This is a genomic window from Nocardiopsis sp. NPDC055824, assembly GCF_053616335.1.
In genome coordinates this window covers 1-13,377 of record NZ_JBSHDN010000173.1, presented here as the reverse complement: position 1 = coordinate 13,377, position 13,377 = coordinate 1, and the positions used below count along the sequence as shown (strand labels likewise).

13 protein-coding genes are annotated in these 13,377 nt (G+C 75.3%); 9 read left to right on the top strand and 4 right to left on the bottom strand.

Annotated features, from left to right (window positions below):
- Positions 1–267 precede the first annotated feature (267 nt).
- Entirely contained in the window at positions 268–1,353 is a 1,086-nt protein-coding gene (locus ACWGL3_RS25405; protein WP_267945913.1) for a thiamine pyrophosphate-dependent enzyme, read from the bottom strand.
- Between the two features lie 134 nt (positions 1,354–1,487).
- Between ACWGL3_RS25405 and ACWGL3_RS25400 the strand changes: the two genes are divergently transcribed.
- From ACWGL3_RS25400 to ACWGL3_RS25390, 3 genes are all read left to right on the top strand, one after another.
- On the top strand, positions 1,488–1,925 hold the full coding sequence (locus ACWGL3_RS25400) for an Lrp/AsnC family transcriptional regulator (protein ID WP_267945912.1): 438 nt from the start codon (positions 1,488–1,490) through the stop codon (positions 1,923–1,925).
- 160 nt (positions 1,926–2,085) lie between these two features.
- A complete protein-coding gene (locus ACWGL3_RS25395) occupies positions 2,086–2,874 on the top strand; it encodes a PhzF family phenazine biosynthesis protein (protein WP_452461869.1) in 789 nt (262 codons plus the stop codon).
- A 148-nt stretch (positions 2,875–3,022) separates the two neighbouring features.
- Complete coding sequence (locus ACWGL3_RS25390; RefSeq protein WP_267945910.1) at positions 3,023–3,448, top strand: hypothetical protein; 426 nt, start codon at positions 3,023–3,025, stop codon at positions 3,446–3,448.
- A gap of 332 nt (positions 3,449–3,780) precedes the next feature.
- On the opposite strand, the gene ACWGL3_RS25385 is transcribed toward ACWGL3_RS25390, so the two are convergent.
- Complete coding sequence (locus ACWGL3_RS25385; RefSeq protein ID WP_431061441.1) at positions 3,781–3,990, bottom strand: type I-E CRISPR-associated protein Cas6/Cse3/CasE; 210 nt, start codon at positions 3,988–3,990, stop codon at positions 3,781–3,783.
- A complete protein-coding gene (locus tag ACWGL3_RS25380) occupies positions 3,987–5,237 on the bottom strand; it encodes a glycosyltransferase (RefSeq protein ID WP_267945909.1) in 1,251 nt (416 codons plus the stop codon). The genes ACWGL3_RS25385 and ACWGL3_RS25380 overlap by 4 nt, the downstream gene beginning before the upstream one ends.
- A 205-nt stretch (positions 5,238–5,442) precedes the next feature.
- Between ACWGL3_RS25380 and ACWGL3_RS25375 the strand changes: the two genes are divergently transcribed.
- From ACWGL3_RS25375 to ACWGL3_RS25350, 6 genes are all read left to right on the top strand, one after another.
- Positions 5,443–6,096: an MFS transporter gene (locus ACWGL3_RS25375; protein WP_452461868.1), complete on the top strand. Its 654-nt coding sequence runs from the start codon at positions 5,443–5,445 to the stop codon at positions 6,094–6,096.
- A complete protein-coding gene (locus ACWGL3_RS25370) occupies positions 5,991–6,701 on the top strand; it encodes an MFS transporter (protein ID WP_452461867.1) in 711 nt (236 codons plus the stop codon). The genes ACWGL3_RS25375 and ACWGL3_RS25370 overlap by 106 nt, the downstream gene beginning before the upstream one ends.
- A gap of 150 nt (positions 6,702–6,851) precedes the next feature.
- On the top strand, positions 6,852–7,346 hold the full coding sequence (locus ACWGL3_RS25365; protein ID WP_267945907.1) for a TetR/AcrR family transcriptional regulator: 495 nt from the start codon (positions 6,852–6,854) through the stop codon (positions 7,344–7,346).
- Positions 7,347–7,441: 95 nt separating this feature from the next.
- Positions 7,442–9,205, top strand: a complete 1,764-nt coding sequence (locus ACWGL3_RS25360) for an ABC-ATPase domain-containing protein (RefSeq protein WP_452461866.1) — start codon at positions 7,442–7,444, stop codon at positions 9,203–9,205.
- A gap of 312 nt (positions 9,206–9,517) precedes the next feature.
- Positions 9,518–10,444: a proteasome assembly chaperone family protein gene (locus ACWGL3_RS25355; RefSeq protein ID WP_267945905.1), complete on the top strand. Its 927-nt coding sequence runs from the start codon at positions 9,518–9,520 to the stop codon at positions 10,442–10,444.
- On the top strand, positions 10,441–11,577 hold the full coding sequence (locus tag ACWGL3_RS25350; RefSeq protein ID WP_267945904.1) for a quinone-dependent dihydroorotate dehydrogenase: 1,137 nt from the start codon (positions 10,441–10,443) through the stop codon (positions 11,575–11,577). Before ACWGL3_RS25355 ends, ACWGL3_RS25350 begins: the two co-directional genes overlap by 4 nt.
- Before the next feature lie 100 nt (positions 11,578–11,677).
- Here ACWGL3_RS25350 and ACWGL3_RS25345 read toward each other — a convergent pair whose 3' ends face one another.
- The gene (locus ACWGL3_RS25345; RefSeq protein WP_431061440.1) at positions 11,678–13,255 is read right to left on the bottom strand and encodes a polysaccharide deacetylase family protein; all 1,578 of its coding nucleotides are present in this window, start codon (positions 13,253–13,255) and stop codon (positions 11,678–11,680) included.
- Positions 13,256–13,377: the final 122 nt, after the last annotated feature.

Genomic DNA, 13,377 nt, shown 5'->3' with positions numbered 1-13,377 from the left:
GCCCTTCGGCGTGTCCGCGCCGGGACGCTCCCGGCGCGCGGGACGCGGGCGCGCCGCCGGTCGCCGTTGACCGCGGCGGCCCGCCCGCCCCTCGGACGCGCCGACACGGGGTCCGCGCGCCCTGTCCCGCGCCTCGGCGGTCGGGGCGGCTCCCGGACCCGCGCCGGTGGCGACAACGCCGTCGCCGACGGGTCCGAAGCCTCCCCGCGTGCCCGGCGCGGAGGTTCGTGCGGGGACGGCCGGGGAGGGCGGCCCCGGCCGTGCCGCTCAGGGCATCCGGGCTCCGTCGGCCGGCTCCCTGCGCCGTCCCGGCAGGGACGGGACCGCGGGGCGGACGCCCCCGGACGGCGGACGCGGGTCGCGGCCGCCCGACGGCGCCATGCGCTCGCGCACCGAGGCGGCGAACTCCTCCGCCTCGGAGCCGAGGGCGGCCAGGGCCCGTTCGGTCTCCCCGGGGTCCCCCAGCAGGCCTTCCGCCCGCAGAAGGGCCTCCACGCGGGTGACCGGGTCGCCCTCGCACCGGTGCCCTGACTCCGGCCCCTCCCGGCGGGGCGGCGCGCAGCAGGACCGCGGGTCCTCCCGGTACGCGACCGCCTCGACGACGGCCGGGCCGCCGCCGTCCCGGGCCTCGGCCAGCGCCCGGGAGACGACCGCGTACACGGCGGCGGCGTCGGCGCCGTCGACGCGGTAGCCCTTCCTGTCGTGCCCGGGGGCTCCGTGCACGGGTGCGGGGCCCCGCGGGTAGGGGGGCGCACCGGCGGCCCGGTGGCCGCCGCGCACGAGGAAGACGACGGGCGTGTTCCACACGGCGGCGAAGTCGTAGGCCTCGTCGGTGTCGCCCCCGTCACCCGTCAGGGCCAGGGCCGCCACGTCCCGACCCTCGCGCCGGGCCGCGTAGGTGAGGCCGACCGCGTGTGAGGCGTTCGTGGCCACGGGGGTGCACTGCGGAGCGCACCGGTAGCGGCGGGGGTCGTATCCCGGACGCCAGTCGCCGCGGAAGAGCGTGAGGGCCTCCACCGGGTCCACCCCGTGGGCGACCAGGGCGACGCTGTCGCGGTACCCGGGGAAGAGCCAGTCCCGGTCCGACAGGGCGAGCACGCCTCCGACCTGGGACGCCTCCTGCCCCGCCGAGGACGGGTACACGGCGAGGAGGCCCTGGCCGGCGAGCGCGCGGGCCTGCCGGTCGAAGCGGCGCCCGATGACCATGGCGCGGTGGAGCCCGGCCAGCCGGGCGCCGTCGGGAGCGGTGAACCCCGGGTGCTCCACACGCAGCCCGTGCCGGTCGACGAGCCGCACGGGCTCCACCGGCGGGGGCGGAGGAGCCGGGCGAGGTCGCTCATCGGTGTGCTTCATGTCTTGAATATGCGGTGAATCACCCCATATTGTCGATGTCCCCAGGCTGATGCTGGACAAAATGGCCGGTCGTTCGCCAGAGCGCCACGGATGGTCTCACGCGGGTATCGTGTGAGCGGTATGAGGTGAGACACATGGCCGTGCGGCTGGACGACACCGACCGTCGCATCATCGCCCTCCTGCGGGAGGACGGGCGCATGTCCATCCGCGCGGTCGCGGAGCAGGCCCACATCTCCAGGGCCAACGCCTACTCCCGGCTCGAACGGCTGCGGGACGAGGGCGTCATCCGCGGGTTCACCGCCGTCATCGACCCCGAGAAGTACGGCACCGCCCTCTCCGCGTACGTTTCCGTGCGCATCGAGCAGCACTCCTGGGAGAGGTTCCGGGGCTACCTGCGCGACATCCCCGAGGTGGACCACGCGGCGCTGGTGTCCGGCGACGTCGACCTGCTCCTCCTCGTCCGCGTCACCGACGCGGCCGCGCTGCGCACCTTCGTCCTCGAACGGCTCCAGCGCATCCCCGAGGTCAAGAGCACCCAGACCATGTTCATCCTCGACGAGCCGCCCCTGTGACAGCGCCGGCCGGCGGGGGGCCGTCCGCTCCGCGACCGGACCCCGGCACGACCCCGCCCGGCCCCGGGGCGTGGTCCGTCGGTGCTTTCGGCGGGCTCGGCGCTCGCGCCGATCGCCGCGAGCCCGGAACGACCCGCGGAACACGGCCTAGCCTGGGCCCATGCCCGAGTACCGCGTCGTCGACGCCTTCACCGACCGGCCCCTGGCCGGAAACCCCGCCGCCGTCCTGGTCCTGGACGACGCCTACCCCGACGCCTGGGCGCAGGGGGTCGCGGCCGAGTTCAACCTGTCCGAGACGGCGTTCGCGCGTCCCGTGGACGACCCCGGCGCCGACTACGAACTGCGGTGGTTCACGCCCACGGTCGAGATCGACCTCTGTGGACACGCCACCCTGGCCACGGCGCACGCGCTCACCGAGCGCGGCGAGCCCGGACCGTTCCGCTTCACCACCCGCAGCGGCGTCCTCACCGTCACGAGGGAGGACGGGCTGCTGTGGATGGACTTCCCGGCCAGGCCGCCGAAGCCGGTCGAGGCCCCGGAGGGGCTGGCCGAGGCCCTGGGGGCGCGGCCCCGGTGGGTGGGTCTGGGTGGCGCGGAGGACCTCCTCGTCGAACTCGCCGACGAGGACGCCGTCCGGGGCCTGGCCCCCGACACGGCGGCGGTCGCGGCCCTGCCCTTCCAGCTGGTCATCGTCACCGCCCGGGCCCGGCAGGGGCCCGACTTCGTCTCCCGGGTCTTCGCCCCCGCGGTGGGGGTGCCCGAGGACCCGGTGACCGGCAGGGCGCACACGGTCCTCACACCCTTCTGGGCCGACAGGCTGGGACGGGCGGAGCTGACCGCCCACCAGGCCTCCGCGCGCGGCGGCGACCTCCTGCTGAAGGACCGGGGCGGCCGGGTGCTGATCGACGGCCGGGCGGTGACGGTCGCCACCGGGACCCTGCACCTCTGAGCGTGTCCGGGGGCGGCTCCGGCCCACGTCGTCCGGTGCGGGCGCCGGGCCCGCCGGGGTGTCGGCGAAACACGCCCGGGCCCCGTCCCCCTAGGGTTCGACGGGGGCCGGTCCGGCCCCGGGAACAGACAGCCGAGAGGAGCACCCCGTGGAGAAGTGGGCCACCAGGGAAGAGATCATCGCGGTCCGGGAGCGGTTGGAGGCCGCCGACCCGCGCTGGCGGCGTCCGGCCGCCCACGCCGTCGGCGTCATCCGCGACGGCCGGACCTCGTTCACCCTGACCAACCGGGACGGCAACCACCTTCCGGCGGTGATCCTGGCCAGGGCGGTCGGCCACTCCTCCGGCAGCGGCTCCTACCCCCTGTCGGTCGAGCAGCTGGAGACGGCGGAGGCCGAGCTGGCCCCGGCCGAGGCGTGCCCGGACTTCGAGCACCCGAACCTCCACCACTGGCGGGACCTCATCGCCGAGGTCACAGGGGAGGGCGGCCAGCTGGTCGCCGTGTTCGTGGGGGACCTGGCCGACGAGCCCGTCGACGAGCACGACCGGGCCCTGCGCGCCGCCTTGGAGGGGTAGGCCCGCCCCGGGGGCGCGGAGCGGCCGGACCGGATCCGGAACAACGAGCGCCCTCCGGGGCCGGGCGGCCGTCGATGGGGAACTGGGGGCCGACGGAATCACGGTTTCCCCCTCGCGGCACCCGGACTTCCGGTAGAACTGAACGCGAGGCACCTCCCCACCCCTCCCGGGGAGGTGCCCGCCACACTCCGGCCCGGGACACCCCCTTGGTACCGGGAGGACGTGTGGCCCCCCGAGAGATCGGCCCCGGCGCCCCCCGGGGCCGATCTCCACCTCCGGGCGGAGCGGCCGGGCCCTGCGCTCGCCGACGCCGAGGAGGCCCGCCGCACCCGTCACCCCCTCCCCGGGTCCTCCCGTCTCCCGGCGAGGCTCACCAGACCGCAGCCGTACCCGCGCCCACGGCCGATTCCGCGGGTGAGCGCCTGCCGGAAAGGATCCGCGTCGGTGACCCGCGCCCCAGCCCCGTGGGGCCGGCGCCCCCGGGCCCGATGCGCGAGGTCCGGCCGGAGGGGTCGCTGCCGGACGGGGCGCAGGTCGCTCACCCGGCCCCACGGACGAGGGCGTCCACGTGGTCGGCGGCGGCCCTGGCGCCGTCCGTGCCGGCCAGGCGGTCCCGCAGCTCCTCGGCGCGCGCCCGGAGCCCGGGGTCGTGCAGCACGGCCTCGAAGGCGCGGCGCAGGCGCTCTCCCCGGGCCCGGGCCGGAGTCAGCCCGACCGCGCTGCCGAACCGCACGCAGTCGTCGATGTTCGAGCGCTGCTCCATCTGGAGGCCGATCCCCACGAACGGCCTGCCCGAGGCCACAGCGGTCTGCACGGTCCCTTCCCCGCCGTGGATCACGGAGGCGTCGATGAGGCCGCCCAGTTCGTGTGCGGGGAGCAGGTCGAACACGTGCACATGGCGGCCGAGCCCTTCGAGGTCGCCCGGTTCCAGGTAGTGGGCGACCGGGGCCAGGACGGTCACCGGCATCCGCGAGAGCTCGCCGAGGACCCGGAGCACGATGTCGCGGCGGCCGGAGCTGCCCATGGCGAAGTACACGACGGGACGGCCGGCCTCGCGGGCCCGCCCGGCCGCCAGGGTCACCTGCGGGGGTACCTCCCGGTCCAGGCGGGCGTAGATCGGCCCGACCCAGCGATAGTGCGGCGGGAGCCTGTACGGGTGCAGAAAGCCGGAGATCGAGGCGATCAGGTTGAGGTCGCCGTCCAGCGCCTCGACGGTCCGTCGGGGCAGTGCCACGCCGTACTCGCGGGCGACCCGCGCGAAGCCGCGGGGTTTGTACGAGGTGTACCGGGCAGCCTCGCGCAGCAGCACGGCCGCACCGGCGTTGACCGCCCCCGCCAGGCGGCCGCGACCGTCGAGCAGGGGCAGGGAACGCGCCTGGCGCAGGTGGGGCCACGAGTAGGCGAACGGTCTGACGTGGACCAGCGGGATCCCGTCGGCCCGCGCGGACACCAGCTGGCTGAGCGTGGAGCCGATGACGGTGGCGGCCGGGCGCACCAGGGCGTTCAGTTCGCGTTCGCTCCCGACCCTGGCCCGGACCACGTCCTCCGTGAACGGGTGGTTCGGGCTCCGCCCCTGGTCGAAGCGGATCAGCTGGTCGGCCTGGGCGTCGGTGAGCTGGGGGGAGAGCCGGTGGTACTCGAAACCGGCGTCCTCGACCACACCCGCATACCGCTCGGAGTACCCCGCGAACACGCACCGGTGCCGGTCCCGCAGGTGCCGGGCGACCTCGACCGCCCGGGTCGTCTCGGCGAGGTTGAAGGTTTCGGGGGCGAACAGGACCGTGCTCATGCGGGAACTCCTCGGCGGAAGGGGTTCCCCGCAACGTAGTCCCCGGGGAGGGGCCCGGGCAAAGGCACTCTCCGCCGGGCGGGCGAATGACGTGTGTCACGTTCGCCGTCGGAGGGGGGCTTCCCGTGCAAGAATCTGGGACAAGTGTCCCATTTGTTTGCGTGCCGGGACACGCCGCCCCTCTCACGCCCTCGGAGGCCCCGCCATGCCCCACCCCTACGCCCGCCTCTTCGCGCCCCCCGGGGCCAGGGGCTTCGCCGTCGCGGGGATCATCGGCCGCATGCCCGTGGCCATGGCCAACGTCGGCATCATCACGATGCTGGCCGCCACCCACGGCAGCTACGCCCTCGCGGGCGCGGTCGCCGCGACCTTCACCCTGTCCATGGCGTTGATCGCGCCTCAGGTCTCGCGCCTCGCCGACCGCCACGGCCAGCGCCGCGTGCTCCCGCCGGCCGCCGCGATCAGCGTGGTCTCGCTCTTGGCGATGCTCGCGTGCGTGACCTTCGGCGCCCCGTCCTGGGCGCTCTTCGCGTCCGCCGTCCCGGCCGGGACGATGCCGAGCATGTCCGCGATGTCGCGGGCGCGCTGGACCGAGCTGCACCGGGGCTCGCCCGAGCTGCGCACCGCCTACGCCTTCGAGTCGGTGGCCGACGAGCTCACCTTCATCACCGGACCCGCCCTGTCCGTCGTGCTGAGCACGCCGCCTTCGCCCAGGCCGGGCCCCTCGCCGCGGCGGCCTTCCTCGCGGTGGGGGTGGGCCTCTTCACGGCCCAGCGCGGTACCGAGCCCCCGGTGCGGGTCCCCGCCGACCGGGACGGACGGCGGACGCGCTTCCTCGGCCTGCCGCTCGCGGTCCTGATCCTCGTCCTGGGCGCCGGGGGAGTGATCGTCGGGGCGGTGGACGTCGTGGCGGTCGCCTTCGCCGAGGAGCTGGGCGCGCCCGGCGCCACCGGTCTCGTCCTGTCCGCCTACGCCCTCGGCTCCGCCGTGTCCGGTCTGGGCTTCGGCGCGCTGAACCCGAGGGGACGCCCGCACGTCCTGCTCGTCGCGGCCGTCGCCGGAACGGCGGCGACCACGGTCCCCTTCCTGGCGGTCGGCGGGATCGCCGCGCTGGCGGCCGCGGTGTTCGTCTCCGGCCTGTTCTTCGCGCCGACGATGATCCTGGTCATGACCCTGGTCGAGCGGATCGTCCCCGCCGAGCGGCTGACGGAGGGCATGACCTGGGCGCTGACCGGCCTCACCGTCGGCACGGCGGGGGGCACCTTCGCCGCCGGGACGGCGGTGGAGGGCTCGGGCACCACCGGGGGGTTCCTCGTGGCGGTGGCCGCCGGCGGCGCGGCCCTCGTCGCGGTGGCGGTCGCCGCCCCGCTGCTGGGCCGCGCGGCCGCCCTCCCGGAGGAGGGCGGGGAAACCGGCGGGGAACCGCGGACGGAGGAGCCCCGGGCCTGCGGGGCTCCCGGCTGAGGCGTCGCGCGCCCCCGGGCCACGGTGCCGCTACCCTCGCCGTAGACCGGAGGAGGGGCCCTGAAACAGACCGACGGACGCCGAGCCAAGGGGGAACTGCGCCGGAACGCGCTGATCGAGGCCACCCTGCGCATCATCGAGCGCGACGGGGTGGCCGGCGTCAGCCACCGCACCGTCTCCCGGGAGGCGGGGCTGCCCACCTCCGCCACCACCTACTACTTCAGCGGGCTGGGCGACCTGTTGACGGCCGCCCTGACCAGTGTGATGAACGAGGACTCCGAGCGGATGCGCCGCCTCTCCGGCGGCGGCGACCGGCGGCGCGAGCTCGCGGAGCTCCTGGCCGTGGTCGCCGCCGACCCCGGACGCCTGCTCGCCGAGTACGAGCTCTTCCTGCTGGCCGCCAGACGCCCTCACCTGCGTGAGGCCACCGACGGGTGGCTCGCCGCCGTCTCGGCGTTCGCCCGGCGGTACACGGACGACCCGGTCCGGGTCCGCGTGGTCGCCGCGGTCATCGACGGGGTCCTGCTGCACAGCCTGCTCGGGGACACCGCGCCCACGGCGGACGAGTTCGCCGCCCTCCTCGCCGACGTCCTCCCGGACCCGCCGGGGGCGGATCCGGCACCGGATCCGCGAGACCTCCCCTGAGCAGCGCGGACACGGTCGTCCACAGGCCCTCTGCGACGCTGTCCCGAAACCCCTAACCTGGCCCGGAGGATCATCCGAACCCAGGGAGGACACCGATGGCGGGACGGTACGGGGGCGGCGGCCAGGGGCGCCGGTACGGCGGCGGGGGAGGCGGCCGGGGCGGCGGGCGCCGACCCGAGCCCGAGCCCCTCCGGGGGGTGCGGGACGACGCACGCCTCTCGGCGGAGCTGCTCCGCATGGACGGCGACTCCTACGGCCGCTACAAGTCCCTGCGGGGCGACTGGGACTTCGGCGACTTCACCCTGACGGTGCAGCGCGTGCAGGCCGACCCGTTCGCCCCGCCCTCGCGCGTGCGCGTGCTCGTGCCGGACGCCGGCATCCCCAGAAGCGCGTGGGGCGATCCGGTGCGCCGCCGCGCCACCGCCGACTACCTGGGCCGTCGTGCCCGCGGACTGCTCCGGGGCTCCCTGCTCAAGATCGACGCCGGGGGGCAGGAGGTCATCGAGCGCTCCTCCTGCCGCCTCACCGACGGCGGCCTCGAACTGCGCATCGGCATCGACCTCCCCGGCCACGGGCGCCGCATCGACGGCCGCACCGCCGAGCGCGAGCTGTGCACGACCCTGCCCGCGCTGGTCGACGACCTCGACTGGGAGGCGGCCGACGCGGCCGCGGCCGAGGCCTTCGCCGACAGCGTCGCCGACACGGTCGCGCTGCGCGCCGGCCTGGAGGGCCGGGGGCTGGTCGCCTTCGTCGCCGACGGCGCGGTCCTCCCGCGCCTGAGCGGTGTCAGCGACGAGCCCATGGCCGACGGGGCGGTGCCCTTCGAGGCGCCGGAGAGCCTGCGGGTGGGCGTGGACCTGCCGCACCGGGGCGCCGTGACCGGGATGGGCGTGCCGGAGGGCATCACGCTCATCGTCGGCGGCGGCTTCCACGGCAAGTCCACCCTGCTGCACGCGCTGGAGCGGGGGGTCTACGACCACGTCCCCGGGGACGGCCGGGAGCTGGTGGTGACCAGGGACGACGCCGTCAAGATCCGGGCGGAGGAGGGGCGGCGGGTCGAGCGCGTGGACGTGAGCCCGTTCGTCCGCAACCTCCCCACCGGCGCGGACACGAGCGACTTCCGCACGGAGAACGCCTCCGGGTCCACCTCCCAGGCCGCCAACATCTGCGAGGCCGTCGAGGCCGGTTCGCGCACCCTGCTGGTGGACGAGGACTCGACCGCCACCAACCTGATGATCCGCGACGAGCGGATGCAGGCGCTCGTCCACGGCGACCGCGAGCCCCTCGTGCCCTTCGTCGACCTGGTCCGGCCCCTGCGCCGCGACCACGGAGTGTCCACGGTCCTGGTCATGGGCGGCAGCGGTGACTACTTCGACGTCGCGGACCAGGTGGTCATGCTGGACGCCTACCACCCCCACGACGTCACCGAACGGGCGGCGGAGCTGGCCCGCGAGCGCACCGACGCCGACTTCGGCGCGCCGCGGGCCCGGGTGGTCGCCCCCGACTCGGTGGACGACACCGCGCGGGGCCGGGGGAGGATCAAGCGCCGCGACATGGACGTCCTCGTGTTCGGGGAGAGCGACGTCGACGTGCGGTCCGTGGAGCAGTTCGTGGACCCGGGGCAGCTCATCGGAGCCGGGCTGGCCCTGCGCGAGCTCGTCGCGGGCCGCCACCTGGACGGGGCGCGTACCCTGGCCGAGGCGCTCGACTCCCTGGAGGAGGCGCTGGAGGCCGAGGGCGTCACCCTGCTCGGCGACGACTTCGGGGGCGACTACGTCCTGCCGCGCCGGTTCGAGGTCGCCGCGGTCCTCAACAGGCTGCGCACGCTCCGCGTCGCCGCCCAGCGTCCGGGCGGGTGAACGCGCGGCCGTTCCGGCCCCGGTCGGGGCCCCGAACGCCGACCGGGGGCGGGAGCCGCGAGGGGCGCGCTCACGTCGCGTCCCCCGCCTGGAGGAGGGGCGCGTGCGCGCACCCGCGGGGACGCTCCGGCGGCCGGGGTGTGACAGGCGTCCCATCGCAGGCCTGAGGGGGATCCGGTCGGTATTGTGGGAAAGCAGGGCACAGCCTCCCAGGAGGTGCGATGCCGGGCCCTCCCCGGTCGCGCCCCGGCGGTCGGACCGCCGTGAGGACGCCGCCCTGCGAATCCGACCAGTCGTGGAGAAGAGAACCCGGTGCGTGACCCCGCAGATCTGTACGAACTCCATCCCGGCTTCGACGACATCGCCGGGCTGGCGATGCTGGTCTGTCTGGACGGCTTCGTGGACGCCGGACACACCGGACGCCAGGTCGCCGAGGCCCTTTTCGAGCGCTTCGAGGCCGAGGAGGTCGCGACGTTCGACGCCGACCGGCTCGTGGACTACCGGTCCCGCCGCCCGTCGATGACCTTCGTGGAGAACACCTGGACGGACTACGAGCCGCCCAAGCTCGCCCTGTACCGGATGCACGACGAGGAGAACGCCCCGTTCCTGGTCCTGTACGGCCCGGAGCCGGACCGGGAGTGGGAGGCCTTCGCCGCCGCCGTCGTCCAGCTGGTCGAGCGGTTCTCGGTGTCGCTGTCCATCAGCACGCACGGCGTGCCGATGGCGGTGCCGCACACCCGTCCGGTCACGGTCACGCCGCACTCCACCCGCCCCGAGCTGGTGGAGGGCCACACCCCGTGGATCGGCCGGATCGAGGTGCCCGCCAGCGCCGCGGCGATGCTGGAGTTCCGCCTGGGGGAGCGCGGCCACGACTTCGTCGGCTATGCCGTCCACGTGCCCAGCTACCTGGCCCAGTCCCAGTACCCGCGGGCGGCCATCGCCGCCGCCGGTTACGTGGCCGGGGCGACCGGGCTCGCGCTGCCCACCGGCGGGCTGGAGGAGGTGGCGGGGGCGACCGACGTCGACATCGCCGAGCAGGTGGCGGCCTCCGCGGAGGTCCAGCGTGTCGTGGCCAACCTGGAGCGGCAGTACGACGACATCATGTCCTCGCGGACCGATCCCGAGGAACGCCCCACACTCCCGCTGGCCGACGACGAGGCCGGCCTGCCCACCGCCGACGAACTCGGCGCGGAACTCGAACGCTACCTCGCCGAGCGCGAGGGCGACGGAAACGGATGACCGTGTTCTACCAGATTGTCTTCCGCTCGGTCCTGCGCCACATGGACGCCGAGAAGGTCCACAGGATGAGCTTCGCCGCACTGCGCGGCGTGACCGCGATCCCCGGTGTGGCCTCGGCCATGGGGAGGGTCCTCGGCCCGCGTGAGCCCGAGCTCGCCGTGCGAGCCCTGGGGCAGGAGTTCCCGGGGCCGCTGGGCATGGCGGCGGGTTTCGACAAGAACGCGGAGAGCCCGTCCGGCCTGGCCGCGCTCGGCTTCGGTTTCGTCGAGATCGGCACGGTCACCGCCCAGCCGCAGCCGGGCAACCCCGCCCCGCGCCTGTTCCGGCTGGTCGAGGACCGCGCGATCGTCAACAGGATGGGCTTCAACAACGAGGGCTCCGCCCTGGTCGCCGAGCGCCTGCACCACCAGCGGGGCGGACGCCGCCCCGTGCTGGGGGTGAACATCGGCAAGACCAAGGTGACGCCCGAGGCGGACGCGCCCGCGGACTACGCCCTCAGCGCCCGGCGCCTGGCCCGCTACGCCGACTACCTCGTGGTGAACGTCAGCTCGCCCAACACCCCCGGACTGCGCAACCTCCAGGGCGTGGAGCAGCTGCGGCCCCTGCTCGCCGCCGTTCGCGAGGCGCTCTCCGAGGCCGGGCACCCGACCCTGCCGCTCCTGGTCAAGATCGCCCCCGACCTGGCCGACGAGGACGTCGACGCGGTCGCGGACCTGGCCCTGGCCGAGGGGCTGGACGGCATCATCGCCACCAACACCACCATCTCCCGCGAGGGGCTGGCCGCCTCCGCCGAGGAGGTGGAGGCCGCCGGGGCGGGAGGGCTGTCCGGCGCCCCGCTCAGGGAGCGGTCGCTGGAGGTTCTCCGCCGCCTCCGCGCCCGCGTCGGCGACCGCGTCACCCTGGTCGCCGTGGGCGGCATCGAGACCCCCGAGGACGCGTGGGCCCGCATCCGCGCCGGGGCGACCCTCGTGCAGGGCTACACGGGTCTGATCTACGGCGGCCCCCTCTGGCCGCGCCGCATCCACCGCGGCCTGGCCAGGCTGGTCCGCGAGGCCGGATACCGCTCGATCGGCGAGGCGGTCGGCGCCGACGTCCACGGGGCCGGCCGCCCCCAGGAGTCCACCGCCGTCTGACGGCCGCCGCGTCCCGCGGGGCGGGGAACCCCTCCCGGGGGTCCCCGGCCCCGCGGTGCTTCCGGGCGGCCCCCGGCCCCGGTGCGCCCCGACCCGCGCGCTACCAGTACTCGGGGACGGTGACGCCCGCCGCCGGGTAGGACTCGCCGGGCTCGGGGTCGCCGACGACCTGGCTGACGGTCGCGAACTCGTAGCCCTCCTCCCGCAGCCGCTCGATGAGCCGCGGTGCGGCGGCCAGGGTCGGCGCGAGCGTGTCGTGCATGAGCACCACCGAGCCCGGCTCGACGTCGTCCATGACGCCGTCCACGATCTCCTCCGGGGACAGGCCGGTCCAGTCCTCGCTGTCCAGGTTCCAGAGGACCTGGGCCATCCCCTGCCTGCCGATCTCCTCGATCACCGGTCCGGAGGTGTCGCCGAACGGCGGCCGGAACAGTTCCACGTCCTGCCCCGTCTGCCGCCGGACCATCGCGCTGACCGCCGCGACCTGCGCGGGGAGCTCCCGGTCGTCGAAGTACTCCGTCATGTGCTCGTGCAGGTCGTTGTGGCTGGCGATCTCGTGCCCCTCCGCGTAGGCGCGCCGGAGCACGCCGGGGCGGGTCAGCGCGGGGTCGCCGTTGAGGAAGAACGTCGCCGACACCTCCTCCTCGGCCAGCAGGTCCAGGAGGGCCGCGGTCCCCTCCGCGGGCCCGTCGTCGTAGGTGAGCGCGACGCACTCGGTCCCCGGGGCCTCGCAGTCCAGGTCCGGGTCGCCGGCGGCGACCACCCCCGGTGCGGTCGGGAGGGACTCCGGGACGGCTCCGGGCGGGTCCACCGCGAGCACGGGCTCCTCCGCCGCCGACGCCTCCCGGGCGCGCTCTCCCAGGTCCGACAGGAGGGGCGCGGCCTCCTCCGACGGCACCACCGCGACGATCCGGCCCGGTTCCGACGAGGGCGGGTGGCCGACCACCACCGGGGAGAGGTGGCCGTCGTCGAACTCCACGAGCAGGTCGCCGTCGGAGTTGAACCCCATGGAGTCGTAGGTGCGCATGACGGGGTGCAGCCCCTCCGGGTCCACGTCCGGGTTCCCGGCCAGCTCCTCGTGCACGATCCCGTCGAGCCTTCCCAGGGCGTCGTCGTCCGCCAGGAGCTCCGTCGAGTACGCGGTGTGCCCGGTCTCCGCGTCGTACCAGTACGTTCCGTATCCCTGGCGCCGGCCGTGCAGGTCCTCCTCGGTGCGGACCAGGCGCACGCCCAGGACGCCGCTCCCGGCGCCCACGACCTCCCAGTCGACCGCCAGGCGCACGGGGTCGCGGCTGGCCCCGCGGAAGTCCCGCACCTCGCGGTCCACCTGTTCGGCCAGCCGGGAGGCGAACCGGTCGGCCCCCTCGAACACCGGATAGGAGACGTCGATCTCCACGCCGTCCGGCCGGTGGGGGTGGTCGCCGAAGTCCGCGGCGCCACCGGTCCACTCGGCGACCTCCTCGCCGGGTTCGTCCAGGAGCACGGTCATCAGCTCCGGGTCGTCGCCCTCCGCCGCGCCGCCCGTGCCGCAGGCGGTGAACAGCAGCAGCGCCGCCACCGCCGCGCCGGTCCGGTGCGCCGCGCGTCGTGCGGCCCCTCCTGGGCGCCGGGGCCCCGGCCCCCGGTCGAGGCCCCGACGGGGAGCGGTCTGGCCAGGACGGACTCGGCTCGTCGACAACACCGGTCTCCCTCATCCCTGCGCGGGTGCTTACGCGGTTGATGGGAGCAACATAGGGGACGCCGTCCGCGCGCCTGTGGCGGTGACCACATGTGGTCACCGCCACAGGAGGGGGTGCGGGT